The following is a 19,892-nucleotide window of genomic DNA, read 5'->3' as shown; positions in this document are numbered from 1 at the left end:
ATGCCAACAATGGCACAGTGGGGCTCAAAAAAATGGGCCGTATCATCAAAGCAAGTCGTCGCGCTGGAGGGGCTGGCCTTTTCCTACGAGCAGGTGGCCGACGAAAACACCAGCACCGAGGACAAAAAGACGACTAACGAACGAGGCACCGAGCTTTTCCCTCTCTCATTCACCACCGTGCTGCACTCAGGCGCAGGCGTTGACGTATGGGCGGAGATCCAGAGCTGGAAGGCTCTCGTCACAAAAGTGAATTATTTCTATCTCGGCGGCAAGAAGCTGGGGCCGAAGCTCCAGCTCCGAAAAGTCGCGGTAAGCAACACAAAGGTGGACGGCAAGGGGCGGCTGCTTCTGGCCACTCTTTCCTTCACATTCAAGGAATACGATCCGGCCACCACCAGCGTGAAGGTAAGCACCACCGCGCTAAATGTGAAAGCGAGCACCGCCTCGAAGTCCGTCAAGAAAACAACCAACACAGCGGCCAAAAAGGCCACAAAGAAAACGATCAAAGTCGGCGACTATGTGAAGCCGACCGGCAGCAGGTACGCAACCGGCCAGAAGATACCAAACTGGGTAAAACAACGAAAGCATAGGGTGAGCCAGATCAAGAGCAGCCAAAACAAGGTGCTACTGGGCCACCCTAACGGGATCAATAGCTGGGTGTATCTGTCCGAAGTAACTCTCGCATAAGGAGGTGACGCCATGAGAGCAAGCGGAAACGGGAGCCCAGAAGTGTGCGCCGCCAATCTACTGAGGATCGTCCGCGGTGAAGTCGCATACGATCGCGTGCGCGGCGTTGACGGGACTCTGATCGACAAACCGAACGCGACCGACGAGGCCGTGGCTGACGCGGAGTGGGTTCTGGAAACCTTCGAGCCCCGCGTTGAGTCTGACAGTATCGCCTCAGATCCGGCGGCTGCCTTCTCTGGCGACTTCGGCATGATCGTGAACATTATCCAAAGAAAGGAGGACGAGGACGCATGAGCGAGCTCAAATTCATAGAGACAACCGACGAAACAATCTACACCGACATACTGGAAGAATTAGAGAACGGCGTCGGCGAGCCTCTCTACCCCGGTGACGAGCGCCGAATCTTCGGCGACACCATGGCGAAGGTGATCGTCACTGTTTACAACACAGTAAACGACGCCTGCCGCCAGAAAATGCTCCGATATGCAAGGGGCACTGTTCTGGACGCTCTGGGAGAAAACAGAGACGTGATCCGTCTCGATCCTACCTATGCCACTACCACCCTACGGTTCACAGTTACCGAAGCGGTGGGCTCTAATATCATTATACCGGCCGGACTTCGAGTAACTGGTGACTTCGTTCACTATTTCCTGACAGACACCACAGCCGTGCTTTATGCAGGTAGCCTCTATGTGGACGTGGCAGCAACCGCCGAGGAAGGCGGCACGGACTACAACAACATAGACGAGGGCGAGATCTCCGAGATCGTGGACGTCTCCGACGTTCCACTGCTCGACGGAGTAACAAACCTGACCATAACAGAAGGCGGAGGCGACCGTGAGGAGGACGAACCGTACCGTGAGAGAATCCGAGAGGCTGAGAACAAACTCAGCACCGCAGGCCCGGCCAAAGCCTACAAATACTGGGCGCTGTCCGCGAACTCTCTCGTCACGGACGCGGTGGTGGAATCCGAAAAGGAAACAATCACCAGAACTCTGAAAACATACGCCGGGCACGCCTTCCAAGGTGGCGCCAATCTCCTGCCGGACACTCTGGTGGTTTTCCTGAGTGACGGATCCGAAGCCACAGCAGGGGCCGACTATACGGCCGAGTATGCAGACGAGCTTCTGACTCTCTCACTCTCCGGATCTCTCGCTGGAGCCGAGGCGGTAAAGATCCAGATCGGCCGCAATATGTACGGCCGTGTCAAGATCGTGCCGATCTGCGCCGGAGGACAGATTCCGAGCGAGGAAGTGCTGGCCGACGTGCTGGCTGCCTGCTCTGCGGACGACGTTCGCCCTCTCACTGACATGGTAACGGTGGAAGCTCCGGAAACTCACGAGTATGACATAGAGCTCACCTATTACACCACTAAAGCCAACGAGTCAGAAGTAGTGCAGAACGTGGAAGGATCCGGCGGGGCTATTGATCAGTATATCAACTGGCAGGGCTCCACACTGAATCAGGACATAAACCCAGACGAGCTCCGGAAGCGGATCCTCTGCCCCGACTGGGCCGACGATCTGATCGGAGCCACCCGCGTGCAGATCATCAAACCGGAATACACCGAGCTCAACAGCACGACCGTGGCCAAGTTCTCCGGTAAAAAGACCGTGAAGCATATCGTCAGAGGATAAAGGAGGTGGACAGCATGGGCGGCATGAAAGTGTCAAACATGGATTTTATAAAACTGCTGCCCGCCTTCATGCAGGACGACGAGGCAGCGATCGCACTCAGCAAGGCCGTGAACAAGCTCATAGGTGAGCCGGGCAAACGTCTGGCCACAATCCGCACATGGGACAAGGTAGACGAGCTCACAGAGGCGGAGTGCAACGAAATGGCGTGGGAGCTGGACATTGACTGGTACGACTCCGAAGGCATGAGCCTGACAGAGAAGCGGAACACAATCAAGCTCGCGCAGCAGATCAAAAGAAAACGCGGTACCAAGTGGGCCGTTGAGCGTCTGATCGGCGCATACTTCGGCGAGGGCTACGTCATGGAGTGGTTCGAGATGGACGACTCCCCGTACACCTTCGCGGCTCTAACCACAAACGCGAACACCGACGGCGAAAATTTTAATAAATTTGTTGACGCCGTTCAGGCTGCCAAAAATGTGCGCTCGCATATCGCGGGCGTTTTCTATTACTGGCAGCAGGGGCCGGATCCCGGCATTGAGTGTGCGCTAAACACGGAGCTGCACCGTTATGATTTTGTGAAATGCGGTACCAACCCGCGAACGGCCACGATCGGCTTCGTGATAAAGCCGAGCATTGAAACAGATCCGGAAGTGAAGCCGTACCTATACGACTACACTCACGCCGGAACCACAACCTGCGGAACATATCCGCAGCCCGGAACACTCGGCGCCGTCGTAAAGCAAGCGGCTGCAGCCGAGCCTGACACCGAGGCGTTCCGCTACAACTACCCTGAATGTGGAATAACTCCACGGCCGGGGACGTTGGGCTCAGTTATAAAACGCGCAGCAGCCACGAACGAAAAGGCGGCCCTGTTCTGCTATCCGTTCGTAAAATGCGGAACTAAGCGCTGCGGGGAATAAACCGAAAGGAGGGCACAAAATGGCATACTTCGGCGAAGCCTACATGGGACGAAGGCGGCAGCAGTGGCTCCGCTCTCTCGCCTATGTCGAGGCTCAGACAAATGGCACATGGCACCGCGGAACGATCAACCAGAAAAAGATCGAAGGCGAAAACGTGGTAGTTATGGCGACGTTCCCGACGCTGGACTCTATCGCCTGCACGATCAACGCCTCCCGTCTGATCGACACCTACGGGGAGCAGGCAGCATACCAGCAGAGAACTATCAACAAAGTGGCCGGACAGGGAACCATGATCAAGATCACGATCCCGATCTATGAAGTCACAGCATAAAGGAAGGAGGAAGCAGACACATGTATAACGCAACAAAATGGCTCGACAAAGTGGTAGACGTCGATAGCGGCGAGGTCATTCAAGCCGGAACCGATCAGAGCGCCGCCCACTTCAACAACATGGAGAGCGGGATCACAGACGCCAGCGTGGCCGCTGCCATGCTCCTGATCGCAGCCGGAGAGCTCCAGTCTCAGACAGAGATCGAGCGCCACGTCGTAGAACTGAAAAACACGGCGAGCTATCCGTTCAACAACTCCACCAAGACCGTGAGCCTTGCGATCACTCGCGACAACACAGACTACACCGTGGACGTGGATATTCAGGCCCACACCGGAAACGTCGGCGAGATCCAGATCTACGACAAGCAGCTCAACGGCTTCAAGGTCAAGTACGACGGAAGCGCCGAGAGCGCCACCCTTATTTTAAGAATCAAAGGAGGTAAATAAACCATGGCAAAAATCAACGACGTGCAGGTGATCGAGAAGAACACCGGCGAAAAGATCCAGTGGGAGCAGGACGGCTACCGTCTCAGCTTCGACGACGACGCGCTCAGCGTCAAGGTTACCAAGTATCAGGGCGACGAGGCCCGCACCCTCGACGTGTGCATGGATCGCGGCGGTGATCTCATGCTCGGCACCCAGCCCGGCGGCCGCTATGTGGCCCAGATCGAGATCCCGGCCGCAACCTATACCGAGACACCGATCGAACCGCAGGAAGGCGCCGACGAGTCCGGCGATACCAACCGCCAGACCGTAGAGCGCACAAAGAACCCGCTCGACATGGCAGAGGTGAAGCTGATCCTCTGGAGCATTGAATAAGCAGAAAGGAGCACAAGAAAATGGCAAATTTTGACCTCACCAATCTGGCAGTAAAAATGATCTGCCCGAACAACGTCGTCAAGACAGACGACACCGATCTCCCTTCCGTTCTGGTGTATATCCCGAAGTTTAAGAACTCGGACGTACTCACCGGCGGAAATGACAGCACCCACCCGGCCTTTATCGTCAACGGCGTGGAAATCCCCGGCTTTTACTACGGCAAGTATCAGGCCAAGGTTTACAACTCCGTAGCGTACAGCCTGCCGGGCGAAGATCCGACCGCAAGTATCAACTTCGACACCGCACGCGCACGCTGCGAGGCCAAGGGCGCAGGCTGGCACCTGAGCACTAACGCAGAATGGGCCGCGATCGCTCTCTGGTGCAAGAAAAACGGCTTCCTCCCGTATGGTAACAACAACTACGGCAAAGACAGCCGCGAAAGTAATTACAAAGCCGTGCCGAGCTACTACGAAAGCGGCAAGATCGCGAGAGTTGCAACTGGTACCGGCCCGATCTCATGGAGCCACGACAAGACCATGGCTGGTATCTGGGATCTGAACGGCAACGTGTGGGAATGGCAGGGAGGAATCCGCCTTGTTTGGGGCGAGCTTCAGATCCTTGCAAACAACGACGCAGCCGATCCGGACAACCCTCAGAACGCAACGAGCACATGCTGGAAGGCTATCAACGCCGCAGACGGCGCCCTCGTGGATCCTGAGAGCAAGACGACCGACAGCTCCGCCCATGTTTCCGGTAAAACCGTAAAACTGGACTATGTGAACAACAAGTGGACGTACTCTACTTCGATCACCAACGCCAAAGATGAAAGCCGAAGCTGCGCCTTTTATCAGGTTGCTGCCGACAGCTCGATCGGAGACGCTGCCAAAGTTATGCTGCGCGCTCTCGCCCTTCTCCCGGACTCTGACGTCACTACTGACGTATACGAGGGCGACTACATGTGGTGGAATAACGGCGTAGCCGAGCGCTGCGTGTATCGCGGGGGCGACTGGAACGGCGGTGCGTACGCTGGTGTGTTCTACCTCTACGGCACCGGCTCCCGCAGCGGTGTGTCCACGTACCTCGGCTTCCGTGCCGCTTATATCCCGGAAATCCGGTAATCTGGCAATCTGAAAATCTGGCATGAGGGTGGCCCACCAAGCCACCCTCTACCCTTTTAAGGAGTAACAACATGGACAACTTACAACTGCGGCAGCGTATCGTTCGGAGCATGATCCGGGTGAGCGAACGCACCGCAAATATGAGAAAACCCGAAAAATTCGAGTATCGCAAGCACATGACGGCGGCGTTCATGGATATGCTGGAGCTCTGCATTGAGGCCAACCGGGCCAGAGGCTCGCGCCGGGTAGAACTCCAGAACAAAATGGACACCAAGCTGGACGTGCTGCGCTCTCTCGTAGACACAGCAGTTTCTCCGGAGGATCGCCTGATCTCTCCGGGGCTCCACGAAATATGGAGCAAGGAGCTGAACGAAATCGGGCGTATGCTCGGCGGCTGGAAAAAGTCGAACGAGTAAAGCCCGTGGGGAATGTGTCGAGATAAAGGAGGCGCTGCGTGTATCGCGGGGGCAACTGGAACAACGGTGCGAACGCTGGTGTGTTCTACCTCAACGGCAACAACTCCCGCAGCAATGTGAACACGAACATCGGCTTCCGTGCCGCTCTTACCTTATTTGTTTATTTTCTGAGGGCCAAGGCCCAGCAGAAACACCAAGGCAAAAGGGATGCATTTCCCGGCCGACAAGGCCAAAGATACACGCTCGTGCTGCTCTGCCGGTGGAGGCCACCGGGGACACCGAGCAAACCGCGCAGGCTGGCCGTTGTCTGCTATGCGGGCAGAAGGGGGATCCGGATCCTGCGGCGTGGCGACCGCAGAGGAAAGATCTCGCCGAGGAATGTCACAACGCGGGCCATAATTATGACAACACAAGGAGGAACGAGGACATGGATCCAAGAAACCAGCCCTCCCTTCTGGAGAGAATATACTCGTGGGAGAATCTTCTGGACGCATACCACGAGGCAGCAAGCGAGAAGTGGTACCGCAACGACGTGACCGCCTTCGCGGCGAATCTGGAGGAAAACCTGATCAGCATACAAAACGACCTGATCTGGCACGCCTACAAAGTGGGCCGGTACCGGCAGTTTTACGTCCATGAACCGAAGAAACGGCTCGTCATGGCTCTGGGCTTCCGGGATCGTGTCGTGCAGTGGGCGATCTACCTCCAGACAAACCAACACCTCGACAATGGCATGATATACCACAGCTACGGGTGCAGGGTGGGAAAAGGAACCACCAGAGCAGCCGACCGGCTTCAATACTGGTGCACGCTCGTGGATCGGAAGCCGGGCAATTGGTACTACCTGAAACTGGACGTATCAAAGTATTTTTACCGGGTGGATCACCGGGTACTGCTCGACATACTCCGCCGGAAGTTCCCGAACGAGGACGGCTACCTCTGGCTTATGGAAACGATTATAAATTGTGACCATACACCCTTTGGACTGCCTCCGGGAAAGTCTGCCGACGAGATCCCACCGTCTGAAAGACTGTTCGAGGTAGGTATGCCGATCGGAAACCTCACGAGCCAGCTACTCGCGAACGTCTGCCTCAATGAGCTGGATCAGTATATCAAGCACGAGCTGAAAGCCCATTTTTACGACAGATACATGGACGACATGGCGCTGCTCTATCCTGACGCAGCCACACTGAACCGGTGGAGGGCTGCGATCGAGAAGTATCTGAACGAAGTCCTGCACCTCGAATTGAACAGCAAAACCACGATCGGACTCGTCAAGCACGGGATCACCTTCGTGGGCTGCCGAATCTATCCGGGGTACCGCAAACCGACAGCTCAGTCGGTCAAGAAAATGAAGGCACGTATGCGCTACATAGCGAAAGAGTACGAGGCCGGGCTGATCGACTTCGACGCGGTAGACGCGACCATGCAGAGCTACTTCGGACTTATGGGCCACTGCTCCACTCACGGGCTCCAGAAATGGATCGAGAAAAATATTATTTTCAAACGCAAAGAAATGGCAGACATAGAGCTGCCGCAGGAGGTGACACAATGGGAATTGAATCAGTTTTGATCGCCTGCCTTCCTTCGGCGATCACTGGGTTCTGCTTCTGGTGTATCGAGCAGAAAATCCAGAAACAGAGCAAGAAACTGGAGAAGGAAGAAAAACAGCGACGAGAAGCTCAGGACAAGCGCGAAAAGCTCCACGAACAGCAGGAGCTTTTTTTAGTGCAGGGAGTAAACGCCGCGATCGCCCTCGGAGAAGCCACGGCCAGAGCCGTGCAGCGGATCCCGGACGCCCACTGCAACGGTGATATGCACGCGGCCCTCGACTATGCCGCCAAGGTCAAACATGAGCAGAAGGACTTCCTGACGAGGCAGGGGATCGAATCTATTTATGAAAGCTAAGGAGGTGACACCATGACTGAGGAAACGCTGGAACCGGTAGAAACCGAAACAGATCCGGAGGAACAGATCCGAGAGCTGACAGCCGAAAACCATCGGCTCCGGAAGCAGATCAAACGAATGAGAGAGGCTGCAGCCACCAGCAAAAAGATGGAATTTTCAAAAATTATTTTCTGCGGCGCTTCAATCGTGACGATCTTAATTACCGTCTTTTCCTGCTGGATTATTTACTCCACCATGGACGCCTCAGCCCTCGCCTACCTGATCCCGGCCGTGTTCGCTGAAATGGCGAGCGCGACCGGTTTTTACTACACGAAGGCCAAGGCTGAAAACAAAATAAAATTGATGAACGCCAACGGCGTGCAGCCAGAGGCGGACAACTTCAACGACTTCTAAGGAGGTGGAACATGTCACTCACCGGAAAAAACAACGAGGAAAAGATCTGGAATTTTCTCACCGGCAAGGGCCTGAACTCATACGGGGCCGCCGGACTCATGGGGAACCTGTTCGCGGAGAGCGGGCTCAACCCTCACAACCTCCAGAACACCTACGAGAAAAAGCTCGGCTATACAGACGACGACTACACCGACGCGGTGGACTCCGGAAAGTATACCGGCTTCGTGCATGACTCCGCAGGCTACGGCCTCGCGCAGTGGACATTCTGGAGCCGCAAGGAGGCGCTCCTGAATTATGTCAAGGCTGCCGGTGCCTCGATCGGAGATCTGGAGACTCAGCTCGGCTTCCTCTGGAAAGAACTCGCCGAAAGCTACGCCGCCGTGCTGGCCGTGCTGAAAAAAGCCACCAGCGTGAGACAGGCTTCCGACGCCGTGCTGCTCAAATATGAACAACCAAAGGATCAGAGCGCCAGCGTCCAAACGAAGCGGGCCAGCTATGGACAGACCTACTTCGACAAATACGCTACTAAGACAACCAACGACACACAAGGAGGTAAAACCATGAGCAATAGTTCATTAGTGGACTGCACAGTTTACAGCCCCAACCATAGTGGAAAGAGAACCCACTCGATCGACCGCCTGACGCCGCACTGCGTAGTCGGCCAGTTATCTGCCGAAACGATCGGCGCCTGCTTTACGAAATATGATCCCGATGAAGGCGCGTCTTGCAACTACGGGATCGGATGCGACGGCCGCTTCTGCCTGATCGTGGACGAGTGCAACCGGAGCTGGTGCAGCTCCAGCGGCGCAAACGACCAGCGAGCGATCACGATCGAGTGCGCCAGCGATAAGACCGAACCATACGCCATGAAATCCGCAGTTTACGAGAAACTGATCGAGCTCTGCGCTGACATCTGCAAGAGAAACGGAAAAACGAAGGTGCTATGGCTCGGCAGCAAGGAGAAGGCTCTCGCATACGAGCCGAAGGCGAACGAGATCGTCCTCACCGCGCACCGCTGGTTCGCGAATAAATCGTGCCCCGGCGACTGGCTTTATTCCAGATATGGGGAACTCGCCGACAGAATCAACGCACTGCTCGGCTCTACTGACTCCGGCAACTCCGGCGGAAATAATACCCCGTCCGGCGGTTCCGGCGTGAAATACTACGTCCAGACCGGAGCCTATAAGCAGAAGGCAAACGCTGACGCTCAGCTCAAAAAGGTGAAAGCTGCCGGTTTTGACGCTATTCTCAAACAGTCCGGCGGCTTCTACAAGGTGCAGACTGGAGCCTACTCCAAGAAAGAAAACGCCAACGCCGAAGTCACAAAGCTGAAAGCGAAGGGCTTCGACGCAATAGTGACAACCAACGGTGGAAGCGCTGCCGGATCCGCAAACTCCGAGATTAAAGTCGGCGACGTGGTTCAGTTCTCCGGCGGCCCTCACTACGGAAGTGCTGCAGCTTCAACTGCTGCCGGAACTCCGAAGGCTGGCCCGGCCAAAGTCACCAGAATTGTGAAGGGAGCAAAGCACCCGTACCATATCGTACACACTGACGGCCAGTCCAGCGTCTACGGCTGGGTAAATGCGGCCAACGTCTCAAAATGAGAACGGCCGCTAATATCCTGCTGCTGATCGTGGCCGTGGCCGTCCATGTGATCTGGATCCGCTCCCTCGTGGAGTGGGACGGCTCACCATGCGACGCAGCAGACTGTAAAGACTGCCCGTATTATCCGGGAGAAAACAGAAAGGAGAATCAACACCATGAACGAAACTATGACTCAGATCATCAACGCAGCAACGCCGATCCTCTGTCTGCTCATTACTGCCGGTGGCGCCTACCTCGTGGCACTGCTCAAACGCCAGACAGCCCAGATCGAGAAAGATCTGGACAATGAGACAGCCGCCAAGTACATGAATATGGCAGTGGACGCCGTGGCTCAGGCCGTAGCCTATACAGCCCAGACGTTCACGGACTCACTGAAAGCCGAGGGCAAATTCACTAAAGAGAAGCAGCTCGAAGCCTTCGAGAAGTCCAAAAACAAGACACTGGAGATCCTCGGCGACACAACCGTGGCCGCCCTCCGTGAGATTTACGGCGACTTCGACGCATGGCTCGAAACCAAGATCGAGCAGGTATGCAGAGAAACCAAGGCCGCCAGCGAGTCCCAGATCAAGGCAGCAACGGCCGACGCAGCAACAACCGCGGCAAGCGTAGCGGCAACGATCGCCACCACTGCGGTGCAGCAGCTCGCAGCCGAAGCTCCGGCCGCTGAAACTAAAACAGAATAAGCCCCTGACACGTTCAGGACATAAAGAAAGCCCGGCGGGAGTGTTATCTCCTACCGGGCTATTTTTTATAAGCAGGCCAGCGCCGCCTTGTATGCCTTCGATCTCGTGTTTGGCTTCTGGAAGTCGTAGCGATCGCGGCCCTCTACCGACTTCGCAAGAGCAGGATCCACCGCCACCTGATCGGCAAACTGGCAAAACTTCAAATACTGCGGAGTTTTTCGAGGATCCGTCAAACCGGAACCGGCCGCACTGGCAGCAACCGCATGAGCGAAAAGGATCGCCTTCTCCCTGATCGGAAGCTGGCAAACCATACAATCAAGCAGGCCACCCTCTCCAGCCAGTGTAGAAAAGCAAACACCGCAGCTCTGAGCATACTCCACAAGACCGGGAGCGGGATCCTGATCGCTTCCATTCTCCGCCCTGCTGAGCAACGCGGTGGCGTCCGCAACCGTGCAACCTTCTGGCAGACGAACGCCAAGATCTGCGGCGTACCGTTGCTGTTTTTCAGACGGCGGGAGGAACGGGATCACCTCAACGCTCTGCGGATCCACACAGCCAAGAGCTGCCGCCTTCTCTACTGCTGCCGCTTCTGAAATGGCGTCCACCTTTTTGTACTTTTTCTTTCCTGTCCCCGGATCTTTTCCCCAGATCCCAAAAATTCCATAATTACAAAACCCGCCGAACGGGCCCTTCTTTCCAACCATGCCATGCCCTCCTAATTCTTTTTTGCGTTTATTCGCTTTTAGTCATGTTTGGGATAATTATAGGCGCCCGGCCATGGTAAAGTCAAGAAGCTATCAGTCATGTTTGGGATAAAGGAGGGTGAAAGGTTGAAACTCTACAAGCACACGAATGGAACGTGCAACGCCTCCGGCCCTGCGATCCGGGCCCTCCGCGAAAGGGCGGGAATATCTCAGGAACAGCTCGCCGCCAAGTTGCAACTGGCTGGGCTGAATCTGAATCAGAAAGCAGTGAGCCGGATCGAAACCGGCGACCGCGTTGTGCCAGACTTCGAGTTAAATTATTTTGCAACGGTGCTCGGTGTGCCAGTTTGCACACTTCTGGAATATGAAAAATGAGGCGTGAAAACGTCTCTTTTTTATGCAAAAAAACGCGAAAATATAGGAAATGAGCTTGACTATATACACCCGTAGGTGTATAATAATATTACAAGGTAAGGGAAAACCTGAGTAAGAAAAAAGGAGGAAAACAGAAGAAACGAAAGGAGGACACAACGGTGGACGAACAGAAAGAAAAGCAAACAAAAGAACTGCTCGAAGTTCTCGAAAAGGCTTTAAGAAGTGAAGCGGTGGAACGGATCACGATAACAATAAAGCCAAATCAAAAACCTAAGCAGTCCTAAAGGCTCGGCGGTGGGAAATTCCCACCCACCGCCTTTATTATATCCACCGGCTACAACAAAGTCAAGAAGGAGGCCGACACATGGAAATAACGGTAAAGGTAAATTATAAAAACGAAAAACTGCAAAAGCTCAGACAGGCCGCTGGCCTCTCCCAGTCGCAGCTCGCGGAAGCCGCCGGGGTAAACGTCCGAATGTATCAGAAATACGAACAGGGCGACCGGGATATAAGCAAGGCGCAGCTCTCCACGCTGCTGCGGATCTGTAAAGCGCTGAGTTGTAAACTCTCAGATATAGTGACAGACGCGGAAACGTCCGAGCTTTTAGCAGAGTATGAGAAATAAGCACCACACATTCAAGGGGGCGGCTTCGGCTGCCCCTCATTTTTTGTATATTGGAGGTAAACCCATGAGAAGATTCAAACACCTGAGCAAATCCGACAGGATCCGGATCGAAACCCTGAACAATGACGGCAAGACTCCGAAAGAGATCGCGGAAGTTGTCGGCGTGCATATTAGCACAATATACCGCGAGCTGCAGCGCGGACAGTACACGCACCGGAATAGTGATTGGACAGAGGAAACCCGATACAGTTCAGACCTCAGCGAAATGAAATACCGGGCCAACCTTGCAGCCAAAGGCGCCGACCTGAAAATCGGAAACGATCACCGCCTCGCTGAATATATAGAAACCAAGATCGCAGACGAAAAGTACAGCCCGGAGGCCGTGCTGGGAGAAATCAAGGCACAAGGGCTCCAGTTCAACACGGAGATCAAGAGCAAAAACACCATTTACAGTTATATCGAGAAGGGGATCTTCCTCAGACTCACAAACAAAGACCTCCCGGTTAAGGGAGACAAGAAGCGCAGCTACCACAAGGTACAGGCTCAGAAACGCGCACCGAAGGGCGAAAGCATAGAAAAGCGCCCGGATATAATCGGCGAGCGCTCCACCTTCGGGCACTGGGAAATGGACACCGTAGTGAGTGCCAGACCGGGAAAGGCTGCGATCCTCGTCCTGACCGAGAGACTCACCCGGAATGAGATCACGGCCAAACTCCCGGACAAAAGCGCGGCCAGCGTGGTGCAGGCCCTCGACGATCTGGAAAAAGAATGGGGTGAGCTTTTCCCTCACGTGTTCCAAACGATCACCGTAGACAACGGCAGCGAGTTTGCGGACTGCCCCGGCATAGAACGTAGCATACTGGCGGAGGGATCCCGGACGAAGTGCTACTACTGCCACCCGTACAGCTCATACGAGCGCGGAAGCAACGAGAACCTCAACAAGATGATCCGCCGCTGGCTGCCAAAGGGGACGAACTTCGACGAGATCGGCGCCGAAGTGATCCAGACAATAACAAACTGGCTGAACAACTACCCACGGAAGATCCTCGGATTTTTGCCAGCCAGTGCAGTATTTCAAGAGCAAATGGACGCCCTTTTGGGGGCCTAATAAAATTTATTTAATTTTTTTCGCATTTACTCTTGACTTTTCCCAATCTTACCCGCCGGCTCAAAGTTTCTTGAATTAGGTTCTGTCATTTGATATAATGTACGGGAAAAGGAGGCAAACTACATGAATTTTGGAAAACGTGCCACGAACAAGAAACGCAACGCTCTTACTTCCCGTTCTTCTATGCTGGGAAAAAAAGCACATGTTTCTTTTCTACGTATTATTTTCATCTCTCTGATGGCAATTTTGATTATCGGAGGCTGCATGGGTATAGGTGCTTTTAAAGGTCTGATTGACAATGCACCTGATATTTCAGAAGTAAATATCGTCCCCGTTGGCGAAGCTACCTTTGTTTATGATGCGAACGGCAACCAGCTCCAAAAGCTGACTGCTCCAAATTCCAACCGTATGCCCGTAAGCATTGAGCAAATTCCTCTGGACTTACAGCATGCCGTGGTAGCTATTGAAGATGAACGTTTCTATGAACATAATGGTATTGACATAAAAGGTATCCTGCGTGCAGGTGTAAAAGGTATCCTAAACGGAGGAAACTTTACCGAAGGTGCAAGTACCATTACACAGCAGTTATTAAAAAATAACGTTTTTACCGGCTGGACAAATGAGTCTGTTATACAGCGTTTTAAACGTAAGTTTCAGGAGCAGTACCTCGCCATTGAATTAGAAAAACAGGTAAAGGATAAAAACATTATCCTCGAAAATTATTTAAACACCATTAACCTGGGAAACGGTAACTTTGGTGTACAGGCTGCTGCTCAGGATTATTTCGGTAAAAATGTAAGTGAATTAACACTTTCTGAGTGTACCGTAATTGCCGGTATCAGTCAGAACCCTACAAAGTTTAACCCTGTTATTAACCCTGATAAAAATGCTATGCGCCGTAAAGACGTTTTAGACCACATGCTGGAACAGGAATATATTACCAAAGAACAGTATGACGAATGTCTGGCTGACAATGTATATGACAGGATTAAAACCGTTGACGAAGAACAGGGTGAGGAAACCCAGACTTACAGTTACTTTATTGATGAATTAACCGAACAGGTTGTAAAAGATTTGCAGGAACAGCGTGGATTTACGGAAGCTCAGGCTTACAACGCACTTTACAGCGGCGGTCTTCGTATTTATACAACACAAGACCCTGCAATTCAGCTTATTTGCGATGAAGAATATGGAAATCCTGATAATTTCCCTTCCGGTACACAGGTAACCTTGGATTATCGCCTGACTGTAAAGCATCCAAACGGCGAACAGGAAAATTACAGCAAGGAAATGCTTCAGGAATATTTCATTCAGAATGAAGATAAAAATTTCACTTTATTATTTGACAGTCCTGAAAGCGCTCAGTCTCATGTAGATACTTACAAGGCAGCTATTCTGGCAGACGGAAGCGAGGTAATCAGCGAAAACATTTACTTAACTCCTCAGCCGCAATCTTCTATTTGTATCATTGACCAGCACACAGGTTATGTAAAAGCTATTGTGGGCGGACGTGGAGAAAAATCCTCCAGTCTTTCCTTAAACCGTGCAACAAACACCTTGCGTCAGCCGGGTTCTACGTTTAAGCCATTAGCCGCTTATGCTGCTGCCTTAAATGAAGGCGGAATGACATTATCCACAACCTTTAAGGATGAGCCATTTAAATACGACAGCGGACAGCCGTTATACAACTATGACCGCCAATATCACGGAACTGTAACCATGCGTACTGCAATTACAAAATCCTACAATATTCCTGCCGTAAAAGCTATGGTGGAAATCACACCGGAGGTCGGCGTAGAATACTTAAAGAAATTTGGATTTACTTCTATCTTAGATACCTTAACTGAGCTGCCTCAGGGAAGCGGCAATTTCTACACAGACGTGAATTCTGCAACAGCAATCGGTGGTATTACAAAGGGTGTAAGTAATCTGGAATTGACAGCCGCTTATGCTACTATTGCAAATAACGGAACTTATATTAAACCTGTATTCTATACAAAGATTTTAGACTCTGACGGAAATGTTGTCATTGACAACACCCCTGAAAAAACAACGGTTCTGAAGCCAAGCACTGCTTATCTGCTGACTTCCGTAATGGAAGACGTTGTAAAAAAAGGAACAGGTACTCGCTTACAGTTAAGCAATATGCCGGTAGCAGGAAAAACCGGTACAACCGATAACTACAAGGATTTATGGTTCTCCGGATTTACTCCGTATTATACTTGCTCTGTATGGGCAGGATATGATAATAATATTGTCCTTCCAAAAGGACAGGCAAGAACCTATCAGCAAACTCTATGGCAGAAAATCATGCAGCGTATTCACAATGATTTGCCGGAAACAGAATTTAAAGTTCCTTCCACAGTGGAGAAAAAATCCATTTGTAAGAGCAGCGGTCTGTTGGCAAGCTCATCCTGTGATGCCGTAACAGAATATTATGATACGGAAACTCTTCCAAAGAAATATTGTTCCGGTCATAAAAAAGCAAAACCTGAGGAGAACGAAAAACCCAAACCTGAGGACTCCGTAGATGCTCCGGAGGAAACCACACCGGAAACACCTCAAACCCCACAAGAGCCGGAAACACCGACTCCACCAACTCCGGAAACACCTCAGGAGCAACCGGAAACACCGCCAGCTCCTCCGGCAAATCAATAAAATTTTAAAGCAATAAAAAGCAGGTTTTCCATAGTGAAAACCTGCTTTTTCTATATCATATTATTTCCGATTTTTATCTGCTTAAAATCAATTTCGCAGCGCCGCAAATACCGGCATCATTTCCCAGTATAGCCAGCTTAATCGGTGTTTTCTTACATGCGGAAAATGCAAATTTCTCGTACTGCTTCTGTACACAGTCTACTAAAACTTCTCCTGCCTTTGAAACACCGCCGCCAATAACAATCACATCCGGATCTGATACACTGGCAAAAATTGCCAGAGCATGTCCCAGATATCTTGCGAATTTTTCAACAATTTCTCCTGCTAATTCATCCTGCTCTTTATATGCGTCAAAAACATCCTTTGCAGTTACTCTTTCTTTTTCTCTTAAAACAGAAGCTTTCTGGGAAGCTTCCAGAGCTTCTCTTGCCAGTCTTGCAATTCCTGTTGCAGACGCATACTGCTCCAGACAGCCTTTGTTTCCACAGTTACAAGGAATGGTTTCATGAGGATTTACCAGAGCATGTCCGATTTCTCCGCCTGCACCGTGAGCCCCTGTTACAATCCTCTCGTTGACAATAATTCCGCCGCCTACGCCAGTTCCGAGAGTTGCCATAATCAGGTTTTTAGCGCCTTTTCCGCCACCCCTCCACATTTCTCCAAGAGCAGCTACATTTGCGTCATTTCCTGCTTTTACAGCCATTCCTGTCAGCTCGTTTAATTCTTTTTCAATGTTCTTTCTGCCCCAGTGAAGGTTGACCGCACATGCAATCTCACCATTTTCTTCAATCGGTCCCGGCAATCCAATACCAATTCCTTCTACCTCTGCCTTGTCTATTTTCTTTTCTTTCAGCTTTGCTTCAATTCCATCTGCAATATCTGGAAGAATTCTCTCGCCGCCATTGTCTGTATTTGTTTTGATTTCCCATTTATCCAAAATAGTTCCATCATTTAAAAACAGCGCACATTTAATCGTTGTTCCCCCTACATCAATTCCAAAACAATACTTACTCATCCTCATTCTCCATTCCTCTTTTTTTTGTCATATTTTCCTGCACTCTCCGGTATAATTCCTGAGCTGCATTATAACCCATTTTCTTCTGTCTGTGATTAACTGCCGCTGACTCTACGATAACTGCCAGATTACGTCCCGGACGAATTGGCAGAGAATGGCATACAATTTTATTACCTAAAAATTCCGTATATTCCTCTTCCATTCCCAGACGGTCATATTCCTTGTCTTTATTCCACTCTTCTAATTTAATAACCAAATCAATAGACTGGGTATCCTTTACACTTTCAACACCAAACAGTGTTTTCACATCAATAATACCAATGCCTCGAAGCTCAATAAAATGACGGGTAATGTCCGGCGCAGAGCCTACCAAGGTAACGTCACTGACACGGCGCAGCTCCACAACATCATCGCTTACCAGACGATGACCTCTCTTAATCAGCTCCAGAGCAGCCTCGCTCTTTCCGATACCGCTTTCACCGGTAATTAAAACGCCCTCACCATAAACATCTACCAAAACCCCGTGAATAGAGATACATGGTGCAAGCTGCACATTCAGCCATCGGATAATCTCTGCCATAAATACAGAAGTTGTATTATGTGTCACCAGCACAGGAACATCATATTTCATTGCCAGACTCAGCATATCCTCATCCGGCTCTGTCATCGTAGTGAATACCACACATGGAATTTTGCTGGAGACAAATCTCTCGAAAGCCACGATTTTTTCTTCTCTACTGAGGTGAAGAAGATAAGTATATTCTACATATCCGATAATCTGTACTCTCTCATTTTCAAAATGCTCTAAATATCCTGTCAGCTGCAAAGCAGGACGGTTAATTTCCGGCGTATTAATCATTTTCTTTGAAATGTCAACTTCCGGTGTTTTATTATACAGATTTAATTCCTGTACCATTTTCTTTAATTCTACACCATTCATGTTCCATTCTCCTTCTATTCAGTCTTAAACTTCTTGTTTTATTTTATCATATCTATTTTTACATGACAAGCAAACTGCCCGACCTTTGTCACTCCTTTTTATGAAAAAAGTCATAGACCTGTCTGGCTGCCTTCTCATTCATAGACTCAATATTGGAAAGGGTTTCCACAGATGCCTCACGAATACCGTCCAGTCCTTTAAAATGCCGCATAAGCGCCTTTCTTCTTGTCTCTCCAATCCCCGGAATATCATCTAAAACAGAATGTACCTGGCCCTTGCTTCGCAGAGAACGATGATATTCAATAGCAAATCTGTGAGCCTCATCCTGTACTCTGGTAATCAGCTTGAAGCCTTCGCTGTCTCTGCTGATAGGAATTTCCTGATTGTTATAATACAAGCCTCTTGTACGATGCTTATCATCCTTTACCATACCGCATACAGGAATGGTAAGCTGCAGCTTTTCCAAAACCTCCAAAGCAATATTTACCTGTCCCTTGCCTCCGTCCATGAGAATTAAATCAGGAAAACGGGTAAAGCTTCCAAATTCATCTTCCAGCTGCTGCTTCCGTTCTTCCCGCTCGTCCATCCCATGTACAAAACGGCGTGTAAGTACTTCTTCCATACTGGCATAATCGTTTGGTCCCTGCACACTTTTGATTTTAAACTTTCTATAATCGCTGCGCTTTGGCTTTCCTTTTTCGTACACCACCATAGAACCTACGGACTGAAAACCGCTGATATTTGAAATATCGTAGGCCTCCATTCTCTGAATACCGGACAATCCCAAAAGCGCCTCGATTTCTTTCACAGCGCCTATGGTCCTCCCCTCTTCTCTTTTTATCCGCTCCTTATCCTGCCTTAAAACCAATTTTGCATTGTGGTATGCCATTTCTACCAGCTTTTCCTTTGTACCCTTCTTGGGTACAGAAATACGCACTTTTTTCCCTTTTCTGGACTCCAGCCACTTGGCTATCAGCTCCATGTCTTCCACTTCTTCCTGAAGCATAATTTCTTTTGGTATAAAAGGAGTTCCCGCATAAAACTGTTTTAAAAAGCTGGATAAAATCCCTTTTCTGTTTTCTCCCGGCGCTGACTTCATATAAAAATGGTCTCTGCCAATCAGCTTTCCGTCCCTTACAAAAAATACCTGCACCACTGCATCTGCATCTTCCATTGCCGCTGCAATAATATCCTTATCTTCTCCCGGATGGTCGGTAATCTTCTGCCTTTCTCCTATTTTTTTCACACTTTGTATCAAATCTCTGTACTGGGCAGCATCCTCAAACTCCATTTTTTCAGACGCTTCATACATTTTCCCCTCCAGCTGCGTAAGAATTTTCTTGTGATTTCCGTTTAAAAAATCAAGGAGCTCCTCCACCTGTTTTTGATAAGCCGCTTCTGTAATGTAACCCTGACAAGGCGCATCACACTGCTTAATATGATAATAAAGACAAGGTCTCTCTTTTCCGATATCTCTTGGCAGATTTCGATTACAGGTTCTTAAATGATAAAGCTTACGTGTAAGCTCAATCACATCTTTAACAGCTCCTGCGCTGGTGTATGGTCCGAAATATTTGGATTTATCCTTCTTCATACTTCTGGCTGTCATAATTCGTGGAAATGCTTCCCCTGCCGTTACTTTGATAAAAGGATAATTTTTGTCGTCCTTTAACATGGTGTTGTATTTTGGGCAATGCTCTTTAATCAAATTAGACTCTAACACCAGCGCCTCTAGTTCTGAGTCTGTCACAATATACTCAAAACGGGCGATTTGTTCTACCATCTGCTCCTTTTTAATTCCCAGATTTCTGCTTTTCTGAAAATATTGTCTGACCCTGTTTTTCAGACTGATTGCCTTCCCAACATAAATAATGGCATCCTGCTCATCGTGCATAATATAGACACCTGGAAGAGAAGGCAGTTTTTTCAACTCTTCTTCTATGTGAAACAT

At 50.5% G+C, this 19,892-nt stretch carries 23 protein-coding genes; 19 read left to right on the top strand and 4 right to left on the bottom strand.

What is annotated here, in order from left to right:
* From CGC63_RS03465 to CGC63_RS03400, 14 genes are all read left to right on the top strand, one after another.
* Complete coding sequence (locus CGC63_RS03465) at positions 1-687, top strand: hypothetical protein (RefSeq protein WP_009299072.1); 687 nt, start codon at positions 1-3, stop codon at positions 685-687.
* 12 nt (positions 688-699) lie between these two features.
* Complete coding sequence (locus CGC63_RS03460; protein ID WP_004220685.1) at positions 700-981, top strand: hypothetical protein; 282 nt, start codon at positions 700-702, stop codon at positions 979-981.
* Positions 978-2,324, top strand: coding sequence for a baseplate J/gp47 family protein (locus CGC63_RS03455; RefSeq protein ID WP_004220694.1), 1,347 nt, complete (start codon positions 978-980; stop codon positions 2,322-2,324). Before CGC63_RS03460 ends, CGC63_RS03455 begins: the two co-directional genes overlap by 4 nt.
* Before the next feature lie 14 nt (positions 2,325-2,338).
* Entirely contained in the window at positions 2,339-3,244 is a 906-nt protein-coding gene (locus CGC63_RS03450) for a phage tail protein (protein WP_004220696.1), read from the top strand.
* Between the two features lie 19 nt (positions 3,245-3,263).
* On the top strand, positions 3,264-3,575 hold the full coding sequence (locus CGC63_RS03445) for a hypothetical protein (protein WP_004220698.1): 312 nt from the start codon (positions 3,264-3,266) through the stop codon (positions 3,573-3,575).
* A 20-nt stretch (positions 3,576-3,595) separates the two neighbouring features.
* Positions 3,596-4,021, top strand: coding sequence for a hypothetical protein (locus CGC63_RS03440; RefSeq protein ID WP_004220701.1), 426 nt, complete (start codon positions 3,596-3,598; stop codon positions 4,019-4,021).
* A gap of 3 nt (positions 4,022-4,024) precedes the next feature.
* Entirely contained in the window at positions 4,025-4,393 is a 369-nt protein-coding gene (locus CGC63_RS03435; RefSeq protein ID WP_004220703.1) for a hypothetical protein, read from the top strand.
* 20 nt (positions 4,394-4,413) lie between these two features.
* On the top strand, positions 4,414-5,511 hold the full coding sequence (locus CGC63_RS03430) for a formylglycine-generating enzyme family protein (protein ID WP_004220705.1): 1,098 nt from the start codon (positions 4,414-4,416) through the stop codon (positions 5,509-5,511).
* Between the two features lie 71 nt (positions 5,512-5,582).
* Positions 5,583-5,927 (top strand): diversity-generating retroelement protein Avd, encoded by a 345-nt coding sequence (gene avd, locus CGC63_RS03425; RefSeq protein WP_004220709.1) that lies wholly within the window; start codon positions 5,583-5,585, stop codon positions 5,925-5,927.
* A gap of 427 nt (positions 5,928-6,354) precedes the next feature.
* A complete protein-coding gene (locus tag CGC63_RS03420) occupies positions 6,355-7,500 on the top strand; it encodes a reverse transcriptase domain-containing protein (RefSeq protein WP_242648430.1) in 1,146 nt (381 codons plus the stop codon).
* On the top strand, positions 7,479-7,835 hold the full coding sequence (locus tag CGC63_RS03415) for a hypothetical protein (protein ID WP_004220714.1): 357 nt from the start codon (positions 7,479-7,481) through the stop codon (positions 7,833-7,835). The genes CGC63_RS03420 and CGC63_RS03415 overlap by 22 nt, the downstream gene beginning before the upstream one ends.
* 12 nt (positions 7,836-7,847) lie before the next feature.
* Positions 7,848-8,228: a CHAD domain-containing protein gene (locus CGC63_RS03410; protein WP_004220716.1), complete on the top strand. Its 381-nt coding sequence runs from the start codon at positions 7,848-7,850 to the stop codon at positions 8,226-8,228.
* 11 nt (positions 8,229-8,239) lie between these two features.
* Positions 8,240-9,832, top strand: a complete 1,593-nt coding sequence (locus CGC63_RS03405; protein ID WP_004220718.1) for a phage tail tip lysozyme — start codon at positions 8,240-8,242, stop codon at positions 9,830-9,832.
* Between the two features lie 156 nt (positions 9,833-9,988).
* Complete coding sequence (locus CGC63_RS03400) at positions 9,989-10,516, top strand: hypothetical protein (protein WP_004220722.1); 528 nt, start codon at positions 9,989-9,991, stop codon at positions 10,514-10,516.
* A 65-nt stretch (positions 10,517-10,581) separates the two neighbouring features.
* Here the strand turns inward: CGC63_RS03400 and CGC63_RS03395 are convergent, their stop codons facing one another.
* On the bottom strand, positions 10,582-11,220 hold the full coding sequence (locus CGC63_RS03395) for a hypothetical protein (protein WP_004220723.1): 639 nt from the start codon (positions 11,218-11,220) through the stop codon (positions 10,582-10,584).
* 126 nt (positions 11,221-11,346) lie between these two features.
* Between CGC63_RS03395 and CGC63_RS03390 the strand changes: the two genes are divergently transcribed.
* The 5 genes from CGC63_RS03390 (at position 11,347) to CGC63_RS03375 (ending at position 15,986) form a co-directional block, all read left to right on the top strand.
* Positions 11,347-11,595 carry a helix-turn-helix domain-containing protein gene (locus tag CGC63_RS03390; protein WP_330368535.1) on the top strand — a complete coding sequence of 83 codons (249 nt, stop codon included), beginning with the start codon at positions 11,347-11,349 and terminating at the stop codon, positions 11,593-11,595.
* A 158-nt stretch (positions 11,596-11,753) separates the two neighbouring features.
* On the top strand, positions 11,754-11,879 hold the full coding sequence (locus tag CGC63_RS15800; RefSeq protein WP_004220727.1) for a hypothetical protein: 126 nt from the start codon (positions 11,754-11,756) through the stop codon (positions 11,877-11,879).
* Positions 11,880-11,959: 80 nt separating this feature from the next.
* Positions 11,960-12,220: a helix-turn-helix domain-containing protein gene (locus CGC63_RS03385; protein WP_004220730.1), complete on the top strand. Its 261-nt coding sequence runs from the start codon at positions 11,960-11,962 to the stop codon at positions 12,218-12,220.
* Between the two features lie 64 nt (positions 12,221-12,284).
* Positions 12,285-13,328 (top strand): IS30 family transposase, encoded by a 1,044-nt coding sequence (locus CGC63_RS03380; protein ID WP_040351059.1) that lies wholly within the window; start codon positions 12,285-12,287, stop codon positions 13,326-13,328.
* Positions 13,329-13,451: 123 nt separating this feature from the next.
* On the top strand, positions 13,452-15,986 hold the full coding sequence (locus CGC63_RS03375) for a transglycosylase domain-containing protein (RefSeq protein ID WP_004220733.1): 2,535 nt from the start codon (positions 13,452-13,454) through the stop codon (positions 15,984-15,986).
* A 73-nt stretch (positions 15,987-16,059) separates the two neighbouring features.
* On the opposite strand, the gene CGC63_RS03370 is transcribed toward CGC63_RS03375, so the two are convergent.
* The 3 genes from CGC63_RS03370 to uvrC all read right to left on the bottom strand — a co-directional run bounded on the left by CGC63_RS03370 (position 16,060) and on the right by uvrC (position 19,892).
* Positions 16,060-17,001: an ROK family glucokinase gene (locus tag CGC63_RS03370; RefSeq protein ID WP_004220735.1), complete on the bottom strand. Its 942-nt coding sequence runs from the start codon at positions 16,999-17,001 to the stop codon at positions 16,060-16,062.
* Complete coding sequence (hprK, locus tag CGC63_RS03365; protein WP_004220736.1) at positions 16,994-17,941, bottom strand: HPr(Ser) kinase/phosphatase; 948 nt, start codon at positions 17,939-17,941, stop codon at positions 16,994-16,996. The genes CGC63_RS03370 and hprK overlap by 8 nt, the downstream gene beginning before the upstream one ends.
* Positions 17,942-18,029: 88 nt before the next feature.
* Positions 18,030-19,892 carry an excinuclease ABC subunit UvrC gene (gene uvrC, locus CGC63_RS03360; protein WP_004220737.1) on the bottom strand — a complete coding sequence of 621 codons (1,863 nt, stop codon included), beginning with the start codon at positions 19,890-19,892 and terminating at the stop codon, positions 18,030-18,032.

The organism is Blautia hansenii DSM 20583, assembly GCF_002222595.2.
Taxonomy (GTDB): domain Bacteria; phylum Bacillota; class Clostridia; order Lachnospirales; family Lachnospiraceae; genus Blautia; species Blautia hansenii.
Note: the sequence above shows the minus strand (reverse complement) of the source record. Positions and strands in the feature narration are given on the sequence as shown.

What these genes read in the sequence shown, in the direction of transcription:
- avd (WP_004220709.1), top strand. Translation starts at nt 5,583, where the DNA reads ATGGACAACTTACAACTGCGGCAGCGTATCGTTCGGAGCATGATCCGG.
- CGC63_RS03455 (WP_004220694.1), top strand. Translation starts at nt 978, where the DNA reads ATGAGCGAGCTCAAATTCATAGAGACAACCGACGAAACAATCTACACC.
- CGC63_RS03385 (WP_004220730.1), top strand. Translation starts at nt 11,960, where the DNA reads ATGGAAATAACGGTAAAGGTAAATTATAAAAACGAAAAACTGCAAAAG.
- CGC63_RS03410 (WP_004220716.1), top strand. Translation starts at nt 7,848, where the DNA reads ATGACTGAGGAAACGCTGGAACCGGTAGAAACCGAAACAGATCCGGAG.
- CGC63_RS03370 (WP_004220735.1), bottom strand. Translation starts at nt 17,001, where the DNA reads ATGAGTAAGTATTGTTTTGGAATTGATGTAGGGGGAACAACGATTAAA.
- CGC63_RS03380 (WP_040351059.1), top strand. Translation starts at nt 12,285, where the DNA reads ATGAGAAGATTCAAACACCTGAGCAAATCCGACAGGATCCGGATCGAA.
- CGC63_RS03405 (WP_004220718.1), top strand. Translation starts at nt 8,240, where the DNA reads ATGTCACTCACCGGAAAAAACAACGAGGAAAAGATCTGGAATTTTCTC.
- CGC63_RS03420 (WP_242648430.1), top strand. Translation starts at nt 6,355, where the DNA reads ATGGATCCAAGAAACCAGCCCTCCCTTCTGGAGAGAATATACTCGTGG.
- CGC63_RS03400 (WP_004220722.1), top strand. Translation starts at nt 9,989, where the DNA reads ATGAACGAAACTATGACTCAGATCATCAACGCAGCAACGCCGATCCTC.
- CGC63_RS03395 (WP_004220723.1), bottom strand. Translation starts at nt 11,220, where the DNA reads ATGGTTGGAAAGAAGGGCCCGTTCGGCGGGTTTTGTAATTATGGAATT.
- CGC63_RS03445 (WP_004220698.1), top strand. Translation starts at nt 3,264, where the DNA reads ATGGCATACTTCGGCGAAGCCTACATGGGACGAAGGCGGCAGCAGTGG.
- CGC63_RS03460 (WP_004220685.1), top strand. Translation starts at nt 700, where the DNA reads ATGAGAGCAAGCGGAAACGGGAGCCCAGAAGTGTGCGCCGCCAATCTA.
- CGC63_RS03435 (WP_004220703.1), top strand. Translation starts at nt 4,025, where the DNA reads ATGGCAAAAATCAACGACGTGCAGGTGATCGAGAAGAACACCGGCGAA.
- CGC63_RS03375 (WP_004220733.1), top strand. Translation starts at nt 13,452, where the DNA reads ATGAATTTTGGAAAACGTGCCACGAACAAGAAACGCAACGCTCTTACT.
- hprK (WP_004220736.1), bottom strand. Translation starts at nt 17,941, where the DNA reads ATGAATGGTGTAGAATTAAAGAAAATGGTACAGGAATTAAATCTGTAT.
- CGC63_RS03450 (WP_004220696.1), top strand. Translation starts at nt 2,339, where the DNA reads ATGGGCGGCATGAAAGTGTCAAACATGGATTTTATAAAACTGCTGCCC.
- uvrC (WP_004220737.1), bottom strand. Translation starts at nt 19,892, where the DNA reads ATGTTTCACATAGAAGAAGAGTTGAAAAAACTGCCTTCTCTTCCAGGT.
- CGC63_RS03430 (WP_004220705.1), top strand. Translation starts at nt 4,414, where the DNA reads ATGGCAAATTTTGACCTCACCAATCTGGCAGTAAAAATGATCTGCCCG.
- CGC63_RS03440 (WP_004220701.1), top strand. Translation starts at nt 3,596, where the DNA reads ATGTATAACGCAACAAAATGGCTCGACAAAGTGGTAGACGTCGATAGC.
- CGC63_RS03465 (WP_009299072.1), top strand. Translation starts at nt 1, where the DNA reads ATGCCAACAATGGCACAGTGGGGCTCAAAAAAATGGGCCGTATCATCA.
- CGC63_RS03415 (WP_004220714.1), top strand. Translation starts at nt 7,479, where the DNA reads ATGGGAATTGAATCAGTTTTGATCGCCTGCCTTCCTTCGGCGATCACT.